The sequence below is a fragment of the Curtobacterium sp. C1 genome, from assembly GCF_021049325.1.
In the GTDB taxonomy this organism is placed as follows: Bacteria; Actinomycetota; Actinomycetes; order Actinomycetales; family Microbacteriaceae; genus Curtobacterium; species Curtobacterium citreum.
Genome location: NZ_CP088076.1, coordinates 2,076,135 through 2,094,088, shown reverse-complemented (window position 1 = coordinate 2,094,088; position 17,954 = coordinate 2,076,135). Strand labels below are relative to the sequence as shown.

Annotated in this window: 22 protein-coding genes; 20 read left to right on the top strand and 2 right to left on the bottom strand. The window is 71.2% G+C overall.

Annotated features, from left to right (window positions below; translation table 11 throughout):
• Positions 1-146 precede the first annotated feature (146 nt).
• The 4 genes from rpsP to trmD are packed head-to-tail and all read left to right on the top strand — an operon-like array spanning position 147 to position 2,065.
• Entirely contained in the window at positions 147-563 is a 417-nt protein-coding gene (gene rpsP, locus LQK89_RS10065) for a 30S ribosomal protein S16 (protein ID WP_231049017.1), read from the top strand.
• 4 nt (positions 564-567) lie between these two features.
• The gene (locus LQK89_RS10060; RefSeq protein ID WP_022902329.1) at positions 568-804 is read left to right on the top strand and encodes an RNA-binding protein; all 237 of its coding nucleotides are present in this window, start codon (positions 568-570) and stop codon (positions 802-804) included.
• A 19-nt stretch (positions 805-823) separates the two neighbouring features.
• Positions 824-1,366, top strand: a complete 543-nt coding sequence (gene rimM / locus LQK89_RS10055) for a ribosome maturation factor RimM (RefSeq protein WP_331000541.1) — start codon at positions 824-826, stop codon at positions 1,364-1,366.
• Between the two features lie 6 nt (positions 1,367-1,372).
• On the top strand, positions 1,373-2,065 hold the full coding sequence (trmD, locus tag LQK89_RS10050; RefSeq protein WP_231049016.1) for a tRNA (guanosine(37)-N1)-methyltransferase TrmD: 693 nt from the start codon (positions 1,373-1,375) through the stop codon (positions 2,063-2,065).
• Between the two features lie 59 nt (positions 2,066-2,124).
• Here the strand turns inward: trmD and map are convergent, their stop codons facing one another.
• A complete protein-coding gene (gene map / locus LQK89_RS10045) occupies positions 2,125-2,916 on the bottom strand; it encodes a type I methionyl aminopeptidase (protein ID WP_175325945.1) in 792 nt (263 codons plus the stop codon).
• Between the two features lie 166 nt (positions 2,917-3,082).
• Here map and rplS point away from each other — a divergent pair, with 166 nt between their 5' ends.
• From rplS to LQK89_RS10000, 9 genes are all read left to right on the top strand, one after another.
• Positions 3,083-3,439, top strand: coding sequence for a 50S ribosomal protein L19 (rplS, locus tag LQK89_RS10040; RefSeq protein WP_058742031.1), 357 nt, complete (start codon positions 3,083-3,085; stop codon positions 3,437-3,439).
• A 169-nt stretch (positions 3,440-3,608) separates the two neighbouring features.
• A complete protein-coding gene (lepB, locus tag LQK89_RS10035) occupies positions 3,609-4,358 on the top strand; it encodes a signal peptidase I (RefSeq protein ID WP_058742032.1) in 750 nt (249 codons plus the stop codon).
• Positions 4,355-5,062 carry a ribonuclease HII gene (locus LQK89_RS10030; RefSeq protein WP_231049015.1) on the top strand — a complete coding sequence of 236 codons (708 nt, stop codon included), beginning with the start codon at positions 4,355-4,357 and terminating at the stop codon, positions 5,060-5,062. The genes lepB and LQK89_RS10030 overlap by 4 nt, the downstream gene beginning before the upstream one ends.
• Before the next feature lie 44 nt (positions 5,063-5,106).
• Positions 5,107-5,430, top strand: a complete 324-nt coding sequence (locus tag LQK89_RS10025) for a DUF2469 family protein (RefSeq protein ID WP_058742034.1) — start codon at positions 5,107-5,109, stop codon at positions 5,428-5,430.
• A 114-nt stretch (positions 5,431-5,544) separates the two neighbouring features.
• Positions 5,545-5,901, top strand: coding sequence for a histone-like nucleoid-structuring protein Lsr2 (locus tag LQK89_RS10020; RefSeq protein WP_058742035.1), 357 nt, complete (start codon positions 5,545-5,547; stop codon positions 5,899-5,901).
• A gap of 163 nt (positions 5,902-6,064) precedes the next feature.
• Entirely contained in the window at positions 6,065-6,433 is a 369-nt protein-coding gene (locus tag LQK89_RS10015; RefSeq protein WP_114850075.1) for a YraN family protein, read from the top strand.
• Entirely contained in the window at positions 6,430-7,950 is a 1,521-nt protein-coding gene (locus LQK89_RS10010; RefSeq protein WP_231049014.1) for a YifB family Mg chelatase-like AAA ATPase, read from the top strand. The genes LQK89_RS10015 and LQK89_RS10010 overlap by 4 nt, the downstream gene beginning before the upstream one ends.
• Complete coding sequence (dprA, locus tag LQK89_RS10005; RefSeq protein ID WP_231049013.1) at positions 7,950-9,254, top strand: DNA-processing protein DprA; 1,305 nt, start codon at positions 7,950-7,952, stop codon at positions 9,252-9,254. The genes LQK89_RS10010 and dprA overlap by 1 nt, the downstream gene beginning before the upstream one ends.
• A 25-nt stretch (positions 9,255-9,279) precedes the next feature.
• The gene (locus tag LQK89_RS10000; RefSeq protein WP_231049012.1) at positions 9,280-10,314 is read left to right on the top strand and encodes a tyrosine recombinase XerC; all 1,035 of its coding nucleotides are present in this window, start codon (positions 9,280-9,282) and stop codon (positions 10,312-10,314) included.
• A gap of 156 nt (positions 10,315-10,470) precedes the next feature.
• Here LQK89_RS10000 and LQK89_RS09995 read toward each other — a convergent pair whose 3' ends face one another.
• Positions 10,471-11,043, bottom strand: coding sequence for a M23 family metallopeptidase (locus tag LQK89_RS09995; RefSeq protein WP_231049011.1), 573 nt, complete (start codon positions 11,041-11,043; stop codon positions 10,471-10,473).
• Between the two features lie 245 nt (positions 11,044-11,288).
• Between LQK89_RS09995 and LQK89_RS09990 the strand changes: the two genes are divergently transcribed.
• From LQK89_RS09990 to LQK89_RS09960, 7 genes are all read left to right on the top strand, one after another.
• Complete coding sequence (locus LQK89_RS09990) at positions 11,289-12,728, top strand: sugar porter family MFS transporter (protein WP_175325950.1); 1,440 nt, start codon at positions 11,289-11,291, stop codon at positions 12,726-12,728.
• Between the two features lie 274 nt (positions 12,729-13,002).
• Positions 13,003-13,890, top strand: coding sequence for a 30S ribosomal protein S2 (rpsB, locus tag LQK89_RS09985; RefSeq protein WP_058742041.1), 888 nt, complete (start codon positions 13,003-13,005; stop codon positions 13,888-13,890).
• 80 nt (positions 13,891-13,970) lie between these two features.
• A complete protein-coding gene (gene tsf / locus LQK89_RS09980; RefSeq protein ID WP_231049010.1) occupies positions 13,971-14,798 on the top strand; it encodes a translation elongation factor Ts in 828 nt (275 codons plus the stop codon).
• A 156-nt stretch (positions 14,799-14,954) separates the two neighbouring features.
• On the top strand, positions 14,955-15,674 hold the full coding sequence (gene pyrH, locus LQK89_RS09975; protein WP_058742043.1) for a UMP kinase: 720 nt from the start codon (positions 14,955-14,957) through the stop codon (positions 15,672-15,674).
• A gap of 47 nt (positions 15,675-15,721) precedes the next feature.
• Positions 15,722-16,276: a ribosome recycling factor gene (gene frr / locus LQK89_RS09970; RefSeq protein ID WP_114850068.1), complete on the top strand. Its 555-nt coding sequence runs from the start codon at positions 15,722-15,724 to the stop codon at positions 16,274-16,276.
• Complete coding sequence (locus LQK89_RS09965; protein ID WP_174778100.1) at positions 16,276-17,271, top strand: phosphatidate cytidylyltransferase; 996 nt, start codon at positions 16,276-16,278, stop codon at positions 17,269-17,271. Before frr ends, LQK89_RS09965 begins: the two co-directional genes overlap by 1 nt.
• A gap of 73 nt (positions 17,272-17,344) precedes the next feature.
• Positions 17,345-17,893 (top strand): DivIVA domain-containing protein, encoded by a 549-nt coding sequence (locus tag LQK89_RS09960; protein ID WP_058742046.1) that lies wholly within the window; start codon positions 17,345-17,347, stop codon positions 17,891-17,893.
• Positions 17,894-17,954: the final 61 nt, after the last annotated feature.

Genomic DNA, 17,954 nt, shown 5'->3' with positions numbered 1-17,954 from the left:
GGCCGGAGATCTGCAAGAATGAACGGTCGAATCGCGTCTGCTCGACCCTCTATCCAGCAGTGCGCGACTCCCTTCGAGCTTCCACCGCGCGTGCCCCCACGCCCGCGGTTCCGGTTCAACCACAACAACACGCAACAGGAGCAATTGTGGCTGTCAAGATCCGTCTCAAGCGTCTCGGTAAGATCCGTGCGCCGTACTACCGTGTCGTCGTCGCCGACTCGCGCACCAAGCGCGACGGTCGCGTGATCGAGGAGATCGGCAAGTACCACCCCACCGAGGAGCCCTCGGTCATCGAGATCAACTCGGACCGTGCCCAGTACTGGCTCGGCGTCGGCGCGCAGCCGACCGAGCAGGTCGCGGCGCTCCTCAAGCTCACGGGCGACTGGGGCAAGTTCAAGGGCGAGGGCAACACCGAGTCCGTCGTCAAGGTCGCCGAGCCGAAGCAGGCCTTCGTGGCCGACTCGGCCAAGAAGCCGGTCCTCAAGCCGAAGTCGGAGAAGAAGGCCCCCGAGGCCCCTGCTGCCGACGAGTCGGCCGACGCCGCCGAGACGACCGAGGCCTGATTCCTTGCTCGAATCCGCGCTGACGCACCTCGTCAAGGGGATCGTCGATCACCCGGACGACGTGCGCGTCGCCAGTTCCACCTCCGCGCGGGGCGAGGTCCTCGAGGTGCGTGTGCACCCCGAGGACCTCGGCCGCGTGATCGGTCGCGCCGGACGGACCGCGAAGGCGCTCCGCACCCTCGTCTCGGCTCTCGCCGACGGCAAGCGGGTGCGGGTCGACGTGGTCGACACCGATTCCTAGGGAGACGACCCAGCTCCGGGTGGGTCGAATCACGAAGGCGCACGGGCTCAAGGGCGGCATCAAGCTCGAGCTCTACACCGACGACCCGGATCGTCGGTTCACGCCAGGAGCGGAGTTCACGCTCCAGGTGCCTGCGGAGTCCCCGTGGTCGGGCAAGACCATCACGCTGGACGAGCTCCGCTGGTACAACGGCCACCCGGTCGCCTTCTTCGAGGGCATCGGGGACCGCACCGCGGCCGAGACCCTCGCACGGGCGATCCTCTGGGTCGAACAGGACGCCGACGCCGACACCGGCGAGGACGACGCCTGGTACGACCACCAGCTGGTCGGCCTCCGCGTCCTGCGGAACGACGTCGAGGTCGGGACGGTCGCACGCGTCGACCACCTGCCGGCGCAGGACCTGCTCGCGATCGACACCGCGGACCGCGGCGAGGTACTCGTACCGTTCGTCTCGGCGATCGTGCCGTCGGTCGACATCGAGGCCGGCACGGTGACCGTGACGCCGCCGACCGGCCTGTTCGAGGACCCCGAGGACACCTCGCGGCCCGAGACGATCTCCTAGGCCGCCGTGCGCATCGACATCGTCACGATCTTCCCCGAGTTCTTCTCGGTCCTCGACGTCTCCCTGCTCGGCAAGGCGCGCGTCGACGGTCTGCTCGACGTGCACGTGCACGACCTGCGGCAGTGGACGACCGACCGGCACCGCACCGTCGACGACACCCCGTACGGCGGCGGCGCCGGCATGGTGATGAAGCCGGAGCCGTGGGCCCAGGCGCTCGAGTCGGTCCTGCGCGAGGACGGCTCGTCCACCCTCGTCGTGCCGACCCCCGCCGGGATCCCGTTCCGGCAGTCGATCGCGCGGTCGCTCGCGTCGACGTCGCAGCACCTCGTGTTCGCCTGCGGGCGGTACGAGGGCATCGACGCGCGGGTGTTCGCGTGGGCGGCGTCCCGCTGCTCGGTGGTGGAACTCTCGCTCGGCGACTACGTGCTGAACGGCGGCGAGGTCGCGGCCATGGCCATGATCGAGGCCGTCGGACGCCTGGTCCCCGGCGTCGTCGGCAACCCGGAGTCCCTCGTCGAGGAGTCCCACGAGGACGGCCTGCTCGAGTACCCCTCGTACACGAAGCCCGCCGTCTGGCGGGACCTCGAGGTCCCGGACGTCCTGCTCAGCGGGCACCACGCCCGCGTCGCCGCGTGGCGGCACGAGCAGCAGGTGGAGCGGACGCGGCGCGTCCGTCCGGACCTGCTGCCGGACGCGTAGGCCGGTCGCGATCGACGGACAGGAGGCACAGTGCCGGCTGGCACCGCGCCTCCAGTCCGTCAGTGGGTGGCGTCGGACCGTTGCGCGCGACGCAGGGTGAGGACCTCGGGACCCGCGTCGGTGACGGCGACCGTGTGCTCGACGTGCGCCGCGCGCGAGCCGTCGACGCTCTTCAGCGTCCAGCCGTCCTCGTCCTGGACCAGCTCGTCGGTGCCCTGCATGAGCCACGGCTCGATGGCGACCACGAGTCCCGGTCGCAGCTTCAGTCCGCGCCCGGGTCGTCCGTCGTTCGGGACGTGCGGTTCACCGTGCATGGTGCGGCCGACGCCGTGTCCACCGAACTGCGTGTTGACGCTGTAGCCGGCGTCCTTCGCCACCCGGCCGATCGCGTACGAGACGTCGCCGAGCTTGTTGCCCGGCCGGAACTGCTCGATGCCGGCCGCGAGTGCACGCTCGACGGTCGTGATGAGCTGCTGGTCCTCGTCGCGCGGCGTGCCGACCTGCACCGTCACCGCGGAGTCCGCGACCCAGCCGTCGACGCTCGCGGCGAAGTCCAGGCTGACGAGGTCGCCGTCCGCGAGCACGCGGTCGTACGGCAGCCCGTGGAGCGCGGCGTCGTTGACGGACGTGCAGAGGTTCTTGCCGAAGGGGGAGTTGCCGAACGACGGGTGGTAGTCGACGTAGCAGCTCACCGCGCCCCGGTCCGCGATCATCCGGGCCGCGACGCGGTCGAGGTCGAGCAGGTTCACCCCGACGTCGACCGTCGTGAGCAGTTCGTCGAGGACGTCGGCGACGAACCGGCCGGCGGCGCGCAGGCCGTCCAGTTCGGCGGCGGTACGGAGTTCGATCATCCGTCCATCCTGCACCGGTTGGCGGGGTCCGCGGTTCTGTGGCAAGATTGATCGCTGTGCCCTGGCTGGACTCTGCCACGGGGGAGTCGCCGTTTCCGGGTACACACCATTCTTTCCACAACCGATCCGCGGCGACCCGTGCGCGTCCGCAGAGAGTGAACCCATCATGAGCCAGCTCCTCGACCACGTCGACGCAGCGTCGCTGCGCACCGACGTCCCGGACTTCCGCCCCGGCGACACCATCAAGGTGCACGTCAACATCATCGAAGGCACGCGCTCGCGCGTCCAGGTCTTCCAGGGCGTCGTCATCGCGCGTCAGGGCCACGGCCTCGGCGAGACCTTCAAGGTCCGCAAGGTGAGCTTCCAGGTCGGCGTCGAGCGCTGGTTCCCGGTGCACTCGCCGATCATCGACCACATCGAGGTCGTCACCCGCGGTGACGTCCGTCGCGCGAAGCTGTACTACCTGCGCGAGCTGCGCGGCAAGGCGGCCCGCCGCAAGATCAAGGAGAAGCGCGACGCCTGATCGCCTTCACAGTGAGCCCCGCGAGGCGGGTGCCGCTGCGGGCCCCTCGTCCATGTACGGTTGTGCATCGACGGGGGGCCCTTTCCCGTCGTCCGGGAAGTCGTCCACCGGCGACCCGGACTGCAGTACCTGCTCGCTCCGGCGCGCACGGGTGTGAACGAGAGCGGACATGACGGACACGACGCAGGGATCGGGCCGGCGCCCGCGGACCGAGAAGAAGAAGGCGAACGGAGTCCTCACCTTCCTCCGCGACCTCGTCATCATCTTCGTCGCCGCGCTGCTCGTCTCGTTCCTCGTCAAGACGTTCCTGATCCGGTCGTTCTACATCCCGTCGGCGTCGATGGAGAACACCCTGCAGATCAACGACCGGGTGATCGTCAACGAGCTCGTGCCGGACGTCGTCAGCCTGAAGCGCGGGGACGTCGTCGTCTTCAAGGACCCGGGCGGATGGCTCAGCGGCGCCGACGTGCCGAAGGTCGCTCCGGACACGCAGCCTGCGAAGGCCATCGACTGGCTCCTGACGCAGGTCGGACTCGGCACCGGGGACAGCGACGACCACCTCATCAAGCGGGTGATCGGTCTGCCCGGCGACAAGGTGTCCTGCTGCAACGAGCTCGGGCAGATGTCGGTCAACGGCGTGCCGATCAAGGAGCCGTACCTCAAACTGCCGGTGGGGGAGACCCGCGCGTCGGGCACGAACTTCTCGGTGACCGTCCCCGAGGGCACCATCTGGGTGATGGGCGACAACCGCTACGACTCGAAGGACTCCCGGTACAACGGCGACACCCCGTCGAAGGGCTTCGTGCCGCTGTCCGACGTGACCGGCCGCGCCTTCGTCATCTCGTGGCCGACGAGCCGCTGGACGTGGCTCGACGACTACCCGGACGTCTTCGCCGGCGTGGAGCAGCGGGACGAGTGACCGCCGTCCGTCCCTCCCTCCGCGTCGAGAAGCGGCTGCTGTCGGCCGGTCGCGTCACCGTGATCGGCATGGACGAGGTCGGTCGCGGCGCCATCGCCGGACCGGTCGCGGTCGGTGTCGCCGCCGTCACGCTCGACGTCGGGCGCGTGCCGCAGGGGCTCGCGGACTCGAAGCTGCTGTCGGCCGCCCGCCGGACCGAACTCGTCCCCGTCGTCCGGCGGTGGGCGCGGACCGCGGTGGGGATGTCCTCGGCGCAGGTCGTCGACGAGCAGGGCATCGTCCCGGCGCTCGGGCAGGCCGGGGCTGCCGCGCTCGGGTCGCTCGTCGCGGACGGTCTCGACCTCGAGGGCGCGGTCGTCGTGCTCGACGGGTCGTTCGACTGGCTGTCCCGCGCCGTGCCGCCGACGATGCACCCGGCGACGGGACCGCTCGACGTGGTCGTGCGGGTCAAGGCCGACCGGGACTGCGCCTCCGTCGCCGCGGCGTCGGTCGTGGCGAAGGTCGAACGGGACAGCCTGATGACGACCGCGCACGAGGACGCACCGCACTACGCGTGGGCCTCGAACAAGGGCTACGGCTCGACCGCGCACTACGACGCGATCCGCGCGGTCGGGGCGCACGAACTGCACCGCAAGAGCTGGCTGCACCAGGCCTCGGCGGTGGCGCTCGACGGCTTCGACGGACTCGAGCTCGTCGGACGCTGAGCCGGCGCGACGGTCGCCCCGTGTCGCCGTAGACTGTCGGAGCGATGGATGACGACGAATTCGACGACTACGACCGCGAGGTCGAACTGGCCCTGTACCGCGAGTACCGCGACGTCGTGTCGCAGTTCCGCTACGTGGTCGAGACCGAGCGGCGTTTCTACCTGGCGAACGAGGTCGAACTCGTGCGCCGTGACACCGAGCACGACTTCTACTTCGAGTTGTCGATGAGCGACGTGTGGGTCTGGGACGTCTACCGTTCCGACCGGTTCGTGAAGTCGGTGCGGGTGCTCACGTTCAAGGACGTGAACGTCGAGGAACTCACGTCGCGTGAACTCGAATTGCCGAAGGAACTCGCACTCGACGAGTGAACGTCGTTTTCTGTCGGAGAATGTTCTCCGGGAGAAATGCAGTGTCACGTCGGACATTCGGCGGCGCATTCCGCTAACCTGCAGTGGAAACATCCACTGACAACAGGAGCAGACATGGCACAGAAGGTCACCGTCCAGCTCGTCGACGACCTCGACGATTCCCCCATCGCCGCGGGTGAAGGCCGCACGGTCGAATTCGCGTTCGATGGTTCGAACTACGAGATCGACCTGTCCGACGACAACGTCGACAAGTTCCGCGAGGCCATCTCCGACTACGTCGCGGCCGCCCGCAAGGTGTCCGGCCGTCGCTCCGGTTCGGGCTCCGCCTCGGCACCGAAGTCGGCACCGAAGCGTGGCAACTCGGAAGAACTCGCGAAGATCCGCGAATGGGCCAAGGAGAACGGGTACGAGGTCTCGAGCCGCGGCCGTATCTCCACCCAGGTGCAGGAAGCCTACGCAGCAGCGCACTGAGTTCCAGTGCACTGATACTCCCCGGAACCCCGGACGACCTCGTGTCGTCCGGGGTTCCGTCGTTCCTCCACAACGCATTCCTGGCGCGGTGTTCTCCACCGATCCGGGAACGACCGCCGCGAGGTGATCAGTCGCGGTCATCGTGAATGGCGGAGGTGACGCCGTGGAACGGACGAACACAGGTCGCAGGGCGATCGGAGCGACGGGGGAAGCGCTGGCCGTCGACTGGCTGGTGGCGAAGGGGTACCGGATCGTCGACCGGAACTGGCGGTGTCGGTCCGGTGAGGTCGACGTCGTCGCGTGGGATCGGGGCACGCTCGTCTTCGTCGAGGTGAAGACCCGCACCGGGCCGACCGCCGGACACCCGTTCGAGGCGATCACGCCGGCGAAGGCCGCCCGGCTGCGGCAGCTCGTGCCGCAGTGGTTCCGCGAGCACCCGGAGACGAGTGCGCCGTTCATCCGCATCGACGCGGTGGCGGTGCACCTCGACGGCGACCGTCACGGCGTCGAGCACGTCGAGGGCGTGCTGTGAGCGGGGTCGGACGGACGACCGCGATCGCGCTGCTCGGGGTGCGGGCGCGGTGCATCGAGGTCGAGGCGCACCTCACGAGCCAGCTGCCGGGCTTCAGCATCATCGGGTTGCCGGACACCTCGCTCGGCGAGGCCCGGGAGCGCGTGCGGGCGGCCGCGGCCAACGCCGGGTCGCCGCTCCCGGCCCGGCGGATCACGGTGAACCTGACCCCGGCCGCGATCCCGAAGCGCGGGTCGGGGTTCGACCTGGCGATCGCGATGGCCGTGCTCGCCGCCGCCGAGGTGGCACCGGACGTGTCCGAGCGGACGGCCTACGTTGGGGAGCTCGGGCTCGACGGCCGCGTGCGACCGGTGCACGGGGTCATCCCGATGCTGCTCGCCGCGCGCGAGGCCGGCATCGAGCGGGTCGTGCTGCCCGTGGGCAACCTGGCCGAGGCGCGCGTGGTCTCCGGCGTGCAGGTTGTCGGCGTGGACTCGCTGCGCGCGGCGGCGATCGCCGGGGGAGCGTTGCTGCCGCCCGTGCAGGTGGACCCGGTGCTCGCGCCCGAGCTCCCGGCCGCACCCGCCCCGGCAGCGGAGCTCGCGGACGTGGTCGGCAACCCGATCGGCGTACGGGCGGTGATCGCCGCGGCGGCCGGGGGCCACCACGCGCTGCTCCTCGGGCCTCCGGGAGCGGGGAAGACGATGCTCGCCGAGCGCCTGCACGGGATCCTGCCGGACCTCGACGACGAGGCTGCGCTCGAGCTCGCGACGGTCCGGTCGGTCGCCGGTGCCGGAGCGGCCTCGTGGACCACCCGGCCGCCGTGGGAGGCGCCGCACCACTCGGCGTCCGCGGTGTCGTTGATCGGCGGGGGCAGCGGGACGGTCCGCCCGGGCGCGGTGTCGCGCGCGACCCGAGGGGTGCTGTTCCTCGACGAGGCGCCGGAGTTCCCGCGCGCGGTGCTCGACGCCCTCCGGCAGCCGCTCGAGTCCGGCACGGTGACGGTGCACCGGGCGGCGGGCGCGGCGGAGTTCCCGGCGCGGTGTCAGCTCCTGCTCGCGGCGAACCCGTGTCCGTGCGGGAACGCCGGACAGGGCACGCAGCCGTGCGAGTGCCCGCCGTCCACCGTCCGGCGCTACCTCGCCCGGATGTCCGGTCCATTGCTCGACCGGCTGGACATCCGGGTCCGGGTGCCACGTGTCACGACGGCGTCGATCCGGGCGGCGGACGGCGGGACACCGACGAGCGCCGAGGCCCGGACGCTCGTGGTCGGTGCGCGGGACCGAGCACGTGCGCGGCTCGACGGGACGGGATGGACGAGCAACGCGCAGGTGTCCGGGGCCTGGCTCCGCGGGGCCGGGCGGTCCGAGCCTGGTTCGACGGCGACGCTCGACCGGGCGCTCGACCTCGGCACGCTGACCATGCGGGGGTGGGACCGGACCATGCGACTCGCCTGGACGCTCGCCGACCTCGAGGGTGCCGAGCGGCCTGCGACCCACCACGTGCACGAGGCCCTCGCGCTCAGGGGTGCGCTCTGATGCGGCAGCAGGCATGGCGGGACCTGGTCGGCACCGCCCTCGGGCCCGGGGTCCACGGGGTGGACCTCGGAGAGGCGGCGGCCCGCGTGGTGTGGTCCGCGCTCGTGGAGCCCGGCGACGGCGTGGCGGGCGCGCTGCTCGCTGCGTGCGGAGCGGAGCGCGCCCTCCGCGCCGTCGAGGGGGCGATCGGGACCGGGGATGCCGGACTCCGGGGACTCCTGTGGACCGCCCTCGAGGACGACGTCGCGGGTGCTGACGATCCCGACGCCCTCGGGACGGCGCTCCGGGCGGCCGTCGGACGTTGGGGACCGCGACTCCGGGCGCGACGTCCTGCCGACACGGTCGGTGCGGCGCTCGCGGTCGGGGCGCGACTGCTCGTCCCAGGGGCTCCGGGGTGGCCGGATCGGGTGGACGACCTCGGACCGCACGCGCCGGTCGTGCTCTGGGCGATCGGCACACGGGCTGACGACCCGGCGACGCTCGCGGTCGTCGGGTCCCGCGCGAACACGGTCGCGGGCGCAGAGGCGGCGGCCGAGATCACCTCCGCCGCGGCGGACTCGGGGTGTGCCGTCGTCAGCGGAGGTGCCTACGGGATCGACGCCGTCGCGCACCGCGTCGCCCTGGCTGCGGGGGCGACCACCGTCGCGGTGCTCGCCGGAGGCATCGACCAGCTCTACCCCGTCGGCAACACCGACCTGCTCCGGACCGTCGCCCGGCAGGGCCGTCTGCTGGCGGAGTCACCGCCGGGGACCAGGCCGAGTCGCTGGCGGTTCCTGGCGCGGAACCGGTTGATCGCTGCGCTGGGCGACGCCACCGTCGTGGTCGAGGCGGGCGCTCGGTCGGGGGCGCTGAACACCGCGCACCACGCCGCGCAGCTCGGCCGGCCGGTCTTCGCGGTCCCCGGGGCGTTCTCGGCGTCGGCGTCGGTGGGGTGTCACCGGCTGGTCGCCGACGGGCGGGCCCAGATCGTCGTGCGTCCGGACGACCCGGTCCGCGCGGTCGTGGCGGAGACCTCTGTCGCTGACGTCCCGGCGCCGGGGTCGTGCTCGCCCGACGGCCGGGAGCACGACGACCCGCGCCGTGCCGGGACCGCCCGCCACCGCGCTCGGACCGACCCGCTCGTCGGGGCGCGGACGGATCCCGAGGTGCTCCGTGTCCTCGACGCGCTCGGCCGGCGTCCGCTCGTCGAGCCGGAGATCGTCGTCCGTTCGGGGATGTCGCAGGCCGAGGTCGCCGACGCGCTGGCGCTCGCAGAGCTGCAGGGGCTCGTGGTGCACATCGGCGGCGGGTGGGCGCGGGCGTGACGGGGACCGCGCCTACGCTGGGGCCGTGGCGGAGCAGACGGACGACCGACTCGTCGTGGTCGTGGAGGCGTTCCTCACGCACGTCCGCTCGGCCCGTGGGCTCAGCGAACAGACGGTCCGCGCGTACGCGAGTGACCTCGAGCAGCTCGTGGCCTTCGCGGACGACCGTGGCATCGCGACCCTCGACGGCGTCGGACTCGAGCTCCTCCGCGACTGGCTCTGGGAGGCAGACCAGCGGGGGCTCGCGCGGTCGACCATCGCGCGGCGCTCGTCCTCTGTCCGAGCGTTCACCCGGTGGGCGAGCGAGTCCGGGGTACTGCCGACCGACCCGGGGGCGCGGCTCCGGGCGCCGAAGAGCGCGGCCCACCTGCCGCGGGTCGTCGGGTCCGACCAGGTGCGCGTGCTGCTCGACGGGCTCGCGAGTCGGGCCTCTGGCGACGACCCGGTGGCGCTCCGCGACCTCGCGGTGGTCGAACTGCTGTACGCCACGGCCATCCGTGTGGGGGAGCTGGTGGGGATCGACCTGACCGCGGTCGACCGGTCCCGGCTGACCGTGCGGGTGCTCGGAAAGGGCGGCCGCGAGCGCGTGGTGCCCTTCGGGGTGCCCGCCCGGGATGCTCTCGAGACCTGGACCAGCCGCGGTCGTCCGGTGCTGGCTGCACGAGCGGCAGCGCGCACCGACGCCGCGGTGTCGTCCGCCGGGGCCGGGGCCGGGGCCGGGGCCGGGCGTTCGCCTGCCGAGGCCGGGCGTCCGCGCATCGCCGCCGCTGGAACCGGACCGGACGGTGCGCTGTTCCTCGGGGACCGGGGCGGCCGGCTCGGGACCCGTGGCGTCTACCGGATCGTGGCCCGTGTGCTCGAGGACCTGCCGGGGGAGGGTCCGAGCGGGCCGCACACCTTCCGGCACACGGCGGCGACGCACCTGCTGGACGGGGGAGCGGACCTCCGCGCCGTGCAGGAGCTGCTCGGGCACGCGAGCCTCGGCACGACGCAGATCTACACGCACGTCTCGTCGGCGCGCCTCCGGGAGGTCTACCGCACGGCCCACCCGCGCGCCTGACCCGGCACCGCCGCCGAGCAGACCCGGCCCGAGCAGACCCGGCCCGAGCAGACCAGCCCGCCGAGGCTCGGCCCGAGCACGCTCGGCCCGAGCACGCTCGGCCCGAGCACGCTCGGCCTGAGCACGCCCGGCCCGAGCACGCCCGGCCCGCTCGTGTCACCCCGGCCAGGCGTCGTCCGGCAGCAGCACCGGCCACTCGGCGGCCGGCAGGTACGGCAGAGGGTCGACGTACCGACCGTCGATCCTCGCGCCGAGGTGCAGGCACGGGGCCGACGCCGGACAGTGCCCGACCGAGACGGTGCCGACGGTGCTGCCCTGATCAACCGCGTCCCCGGTGGAGACCGACGGGTCGACCGAGTCCAGGGTGGAGACGAGCCCGCCGCCGTGGTCGATCGACACCACGCCGCGGCCGGCCACCGAACCGGCGAACGACACCGTGCCGGAGGCCACCGCCACCTCGGGCGTCCCGATCGACGCGGCGACGTCGATCCCGCGATGCCCCGGTGCGTAGTCGTCGGCCGGGGCCTCCCACCCGCGCTCGACGATCCGTGAGCCGGTCGGCCACACCCACGGCGCCTCGTCCTGCGCGTCCGCCGCCCGCACCGCCGCACCGACCGACCGCAGCGATCCGACCGGCACCGACCCGACCGGCACCGACCCGACCGGCGCCGTCCCGACCAGCGCTGCTCCGACCAGTACCGTCCCCGTGAGTGACCCGCTCCACCGCATGCACCGAGGGTCGCAGCGCCGGACGCGATCCGCGCACGGCGCTGGCGGTCTGTGGAACGGGAGCCGCGCCTCCCGTCCGGTGGAGGAGTGGGCCGACCCGCCCGCGCACCCCGGTTGTGCCCGCGCCCCGAACGGGGAGTAGGGTCTGGGGCGCTCCGGAACACGCAACGCCGCTCGGACGGCGAACCAGCCGACCGCCGGGGCACCGTGCGCCACCCAGCACGGCGGCAAGAACCTGGAGCACCGTGTCGAACACGTCCACCCAGCACGGCGAGGACCGTGCGTTCAAGGGGAAGGTCACCCTGTTCGCCGTCGCGGCGGCGGTCGGTGGCTTCCTCTTCGGATTCGACTCCTCCGTCATCAACGGAGCCGTCGACGCGATCAAGGGCGAGTTCGGCCTGTCCGAGGCCGCCAGCGGCTTCGCGGTCGCCTCGGCCCTGATCGGCTGCGCCTTCGGTGCGTACTTCGCCGGCCGCCTGGCCGACCGCTGGGGCCGCACCCGCGTCATGTTCTGGGCAGCGGTGCTGTTCTTCGTCAGCTCGATCGGCAGCGCCTTCGCGTTCGCGACCTGGGACCTCGTGATCTGGCGTCTCGTCGGCGGTCTCGGCATCGGCACCGCGTCGGTCATCGCCCCCGCGTACATCTCCGAGGTGTCCCCGAAGGCGATCCGCGGTCGGCTGGCGTCGTTCCAGCAGCTCGCGATCACCCTCGGTATCTTCGCCGCGCTGCTGTCCGACCAGATCTTCGCGGTGACCGCCGGCGGTGCGTCGGAGCAGGTGCTCGGGCTCGCCGCGTGGCGCTGGATGTTCCTGGTCGGCGTGATCCCCTCGGTGGTCTACGGCGTGCTCGCGATCACGCTCCCGGAGTCCCCGCGCTTCCTGCTCGCACAGGGCCGCAAGGAGGACGCCCGCGACGTGATGGGCAAGATCGTTCCGCGCGACACGGTGAACACGAGCCTGGAGGAGATCCAGGACGGCATCGAGAAGGAGTCCAAGGAGAAGAAGGGCTCCATCCGGGGCAACCGCTTCGGGCTGCAGCCGATCGTCTGGGTCGGCATCATCCTCGCCGTCCTGCAGCAGTTCGTCGGCATCAACGTGATCTTCTACTACTCGACGACGCTCTGGCAGGCCGTCGGGTTCAAGGAGAGCGACTCGTTCCTCATCTCGACGATCACCTCGGTGGTGAACGTCGCGGTGACCTTCATCGCGATCTTCACGGTCGACAAGCTCGGGCGGAAGCCGCTGCTGGTCGCCGGCTCCGCGGGCATGTTCGTGTCGCTGACCATGGTCGCGATCGCCTTCTCGCAGGCCACCATCGTGGACGGCGCGCCGCAGCTGCCCGGTTCGTGGGGCATCATCGCGCTGGTCTTCGCGAACCTGTTCGTGGTGTCCTTCGGCGCGACGTGGGGGCCGCTCATGTGGGTGCTCCTCGGCGAGATGTTCCCGAACCGCATCCGTGCGACCGCGCTCGGCGTCGGTTCCGCGGCGAACTGGGTCGCGAACTTCCTGGTCACCATCTCGTTCCCGGTCCTGTCCGGCTTCAACCTGACCGTGACCTACGGCATCTACGCGCTGTTCGCCCTGCTCTCCCTGTTCTTCGTGATCGCGAAGATCCCGGAGACCAAGGGCCGCTCCCTCGAGGAGATGGGCATCACGGCCGAGGGTGACACGGTGTCCGCCAAGTAACGACGCACCAGCGTCACCACGTCCTGGAGGCGCGGTGCGGGTCCGACCCGCACCGCGCCTCCAGTGCGTCCAGACCTGCTAGAGTGCTTCCAGCAGCGCGCCGAGCGCGCTGACTTCGCGCGTCCACTCGCGTCTCTCGGCCACCGGTCCCGCTCTCACGAGCGGGCGGCCGTGCGGACAGGGCGCCAGGGGTCACGACCACCGGTCGTGACCGACACAACCGCAACCGTGCGCACGGCCTGACAGCCGTGCGCCGAGAACAAGGAGGGACGGCATGGCCGTCGTCACCATCCGCCAGCTGCTCGACAGCGGCGTCCACTTCGGACACCAGACCCGTCGGTGGAACCCGAAGGTGAAGCGCTTCATCCTCGCCGAGCGCTCGGGCATCCACATCATCGACCTGCAGCAGTCGCTGGCCTACATCGACCGCGCGTACGACTTCGTCAAGGAGACGGTCGCGCACGGTGGCACGATCCTCTTCGTGGGCACCAAGAAGCAGGCCCAGGGCTCCATCGCCGAGCAGGCGACCCGCGTCGGCCAGCCGTACGTCAACCAGCGTTGGCTCGGCGGTCTCCTCACGAACTTCCAGACGGTCTCCAAGCGCCTCGCGCGCATGAAGGAGCTCGAGGAGATCGACTTCGACGACACGACGAAGGGCTTCACCAAGAAGGAGCTCCTCATCAAGAAGCGCGAGCTGGACAAGCTCCACAAGACCCTCGGTGGTATCCGCAACCTCACGCGGACCCCGAGCGCGCTCTGGATCGTCGACACCAAGAAGGAGCACCTCGCCGTCGACGAGGCGCAGAAGCTCGGGATCCCGGTCATCGGCATCCTCGACACCAACTGCGACCCCGACGAGATCACGTACCCGATCCCGGGCAACGACGACGCGATCCGCTCCGTCGGTCTCCTCACCCGCATCGTCGCCGACGCCGCGGCCGAGGGCCTGAAGACCCGCCACAACGGTGGCGACCAGGAAGAGGCCGAGCCGCTCGCCGAGTGGGAGCAGGAGCTCCTCGGTGGCGAGCAGGCCGCGCCGGCCGCGCCCGCCGCGGAGACCCCGGTCGAGGAGAACGACGCCGACGCGCAGGTTGCCGCGAAGGAGATCGGCGAGCCGATCGCCGAGGCCGACAAGAACGCCGAAGCCACCCCCGCCGAGTGACATCCGGGGGCGTCGGGCCGGTCGGCTCGGCGCCCCTTCCTTCTCTCTCCACAACTCCAGTCCAGAAAGGACTCCAGCCAATGGCCAACTACAGCCTTGCTGACGTGAAGAAGCTCCGTGAGGACCTCGGGGCCGGCATGATGGACGCCAAGAACGCCCTCGTCGAGGCCGACGGCGACTACGACAAGGCCGTCGAGCTGCTCCGCATCAAGGGCGCGAAGGCCGTCGCCAAGCGCGACGACCGTGCGACCTCCGAGGGCGTCGTCGTGGCGTCGACCGAGGGTGGCGCCGCCACCGTCGTCGAGCTCGCCAGCGAGACCGACTTCGTCGCGAAGAACGAGAAGTTCACCACCCTCGCCGACAAGGTCGTCTCCGCGGTCGCTGCTGCAGGCGCATCCGACGTCGAGGCCGGCAACGCCGCGCCGCTCGAGGGCAAGACGGTCGCCGAGGCGATCGACGAGGCCGCCGCTGCGCTGGGCGAGAAGCTCGCGCTCCGCACGGTCGTCCGGGTCGAGGGCGACGCCTTCGAGGTCTACCTGCACAAGACCAGCCAGGACCTGCCCCCGCAGATCGCCGTCGTCATCGCCTACTCGGGCTCCGACGCGGCCGAGGCCCGCTCGATCGCCCAGCACGTCGCGTTCGCGAACCCGACGTACCTGACCCGCGACGAGATCCCGGCCGAGGCGATCGAGAAGGAGCGCGCGACCGTCGAGGCGATCACGCGCGAGGAGGGCAAGCCGGAGGCCGCCCTGCCGAAGATCGTCGAGGGTCGCCTCAACGCCTACCGCAAGCAGGTCGCGCTCCTCGAGCAGGACTACGCGAAGGACAACAAGCTGTCCGTCGCGAAGGCCGCCGAGAACGCCGGCATCACGATCCAGGGCTTCGCCCGCGTCAAGGTCGGCGCGTAGCGAACCCGTGACGGGGCTCGGAACCACATCGGTTCCGGGCCCCGTTTCTGCGCGCGCTGCGACACGCGCGGAACCGGTACGGAGGCACGACCTCCTCCGCCGGACCGGCTCCGGCCGGGTAGATTCCCACGAGACATTCGACGAAGGGTGCGCCACATGACGAACGAGAAGACCGGACGCCGCCGGGTCCTGCTGAAGCTGTCGGGGGAGGCGTTCGGGGCCGGGTCCCTCGGGGTGAACCCGGACGTCATCAGCACCATCGCCAAGGAGATCGCCGCGGCCGCGCAGGACGTCGAGGTCGCGATCGTGGTCGGCGGCGGGAACTTCTTCCGCGGCGCCGAGCTCTCGCAGCGCGGCATGGACCGCGGTCGCGCCGACTACATGGGCATGCTCGGCACGGTGATGAACGCCCTCGCGCTGCAGGACTTCCTCGAGCAGGCCGGGGCGGCCACGCGCGTGCAGTCCGCGATCAGCATGACCCAGGTCGCGGAACCCTACATCCCGCGCCGCGCGGAGCGTCACCTCGAGAAGGGCCGCATCGTGATCTTCGGTGCCGGTGCCGGTCTGCCGTACTTCTCCACCGACACGGTCGCCGCGCAGCGTGCGCTCGAGATCGACGCACACGAGGTCCTCGTCGCGAAGAACGGCGTCGACGGCGTCTACACGGCGGACCCGAAGAAGGACGCCACGGCCGAGAAGCTCCACCACGTGACGTACCAGGACGCGCTGCTCCAGGGCCTCAAGGTCGTGGACGCCACCGCGTTCTCGCTCTGCATGGACAACGGCATGCCGATGCACGTGTTCGGCATGGAAGGCGAGGGCAACGTGGCCGCCGCGATCCGCGGGGAGCGGATCGGCACGGTGGTCAGCAACTGACCCCGGCCGCTGACTAGACTCGACAGCAGTACCGAAGGAGAACCACCGTGATCAGTGATGTCCTGACCGAAGCCACCGAGAAGATGGCGAAGGCCGTCGACGTCGCCAAGGACGACTTCGCGACCGTCCGCACCGGACGCATCAACCCCGCGCTCTTCCAGAAGATCCCGGTCGACTACTACGGCACGCCGACGCCGCTCGCGCAGCTGGCGTCCATGCAGACGCCCGAGGCCCGCACGCTCGTCGTCACGCCGTACGACAAGTCCGCGCTCAAGGAGATCGAACGCGCCATCGCGACGTTCCCGAACCTCGGCGCCAGCCCGTCGAACGACGGCGAGATCGTCCGCGTGACGATCCCGGAACTCACCCAGGACCGCCGCAAGGAGTTCGTGAAGCTCGTGCGCGGCAAGGGCGAGGACCACAAGGTCGTCGTCCGGAACATCCGTCGTCGCGCCAAGGACGACCTGGACGCGCTGAAGGGCGAGATCTCCGACGACGAGATCGCCCGCGCCGACAAGGACCTCGAGACCCTGACGAAGAAGCACGTCGACCAGATCGACGACGCGCTGAAGAAGAAGGAAGCCGAACTCCTCGAGGTCTGATGCGTCTCCCCGACCCGGGCGGCGACCGCCCCACGCAACCGCGCCCGTCCGCGAAGAAGGGGCTCCGACAGGACTTCGACGCCCGTGCCCGCGCGGCGCGCGCCGACTTCGAAGCGCAGCTCAAGCAGCGCAAGGCGGAGTTCGGCGCGCGCAACGAGGCGCTGACGGCGCGCACCGGACGGAACCTGCCGGCGGCGATCGGCATCGCGCTGGCCTTCGCGGTCGTCATGCTCGCCGCGCTCCTCATCTGGAAGCCGGCGTTCATGGTCGTCGCCGCGTTCCTGCTCGGTGTCGCCGTGTACGAGCTCGCGAGCGCCATGCGGTTCGCGGGGCGCGACGTGCCGCGGATCCCGAGCGTCGCGGCCGCGGTCGGCATGGTGCCGTTGGCGTTCCTCGGCGGACAGGTGGCGGCGCTCTTCGCGGTGCTCGGCGGGATCGTCCTCATCGTGGTCTGGCGGCTCGTCGAGGTCGCCTTCGCGCGCGAGAAGCCGCCGGCCGGGCACGTCGCCCGTGACCTGACGAACGGGCTGTTCGTCCAGGCGTACATCACGCTCCTCGGGGCGTGCATCGTCCTGCTGTCGGCGCAGCCCCGTGGTGAGCTCTGGGTGATCGCGTTCATCCTCGTGGTCGTCGCGGTCGACACCGGGGCCTACGCCACGGGGCTCAACCTGGGCAAGCACCCGATGGCGCCGCGGATCAGCCCGAAGAAGACCTGGGAGGGCTTCGCGGGATCGGTCGCGGCGAGCATCCTCGTCGGGATCGTCGTCGTGTGGCTCCTGCTCGGGCTGCCGTGGTGGACCGGCATCGTCCTCGGCGTGCTCATCTCCGGGTCCGCGACCCTCGGCGACCTGACCGAGTCGATGATCAAGCGCGACCTCGGCATCAAGGACATCTCGTCGTTCCTGCCGGGGCACGGGGGACTGCTCGACCGGATCGACAGCATCCTGCCCTCGGCCGCCGTCGCGTACGTCCTGTTCCTGATCGTCGTGCACTGACCGTCGTGCACTGACAGGCGTGCTCGGGGCGCGTCCAGCCAGTGCCAGGGTCGGGTGCTGGCAGAATGTCGCCGTGGCCACCACCTTCCCCACCGCAGACCGCCGCGCCCTCGGGTACGACGTCGACGAGGTCGACCGGTTCCTCGAGGACGCCCGCCGCGCCTACACGGCCGCCGACACGGCGCCGGGGATCGAGGCGGCGAAGATCCGCGCCACCGCGTTCTCGATGCGCAAGGGCGGGTACTCCACGGCGCACGTCGACGCCGCCCTCGAGCGACTCGAGGACGCGTTCGCCGCCCGGGAGCGCGAGCGGGAGATCGCCGACGTCGGCAAGAAGGCCTGGTACGCCGAGGCCCGCTCGAAGGCCTCGGACGTCGTCGCCCGCCTGGAGCGTCCGGACGGGCAGCGCTTCGCCCGCACGAGCCCGCTCGGGACCGGGTACCACCCGAAGGACGTCGACGCCTTCGCCCAGCGCCTCGCCGGCTACTTCCGCGACGGCAAGCCGCTGAGCCTCACCGAGGTCCGGTCGATCGTCTTCCGACCGAAGCACGGCGGCTACCGCGAGGCGCAGGTCGACGCACTGCTCGACGCCGTCGTCGAGGTCATGCTCGCCGTCCGCTGACGGCTCCCGCACCGTCGGGCCCGGCGATCCCGCGACGCGCTGGGTGCCGGTGCTTCCGGTT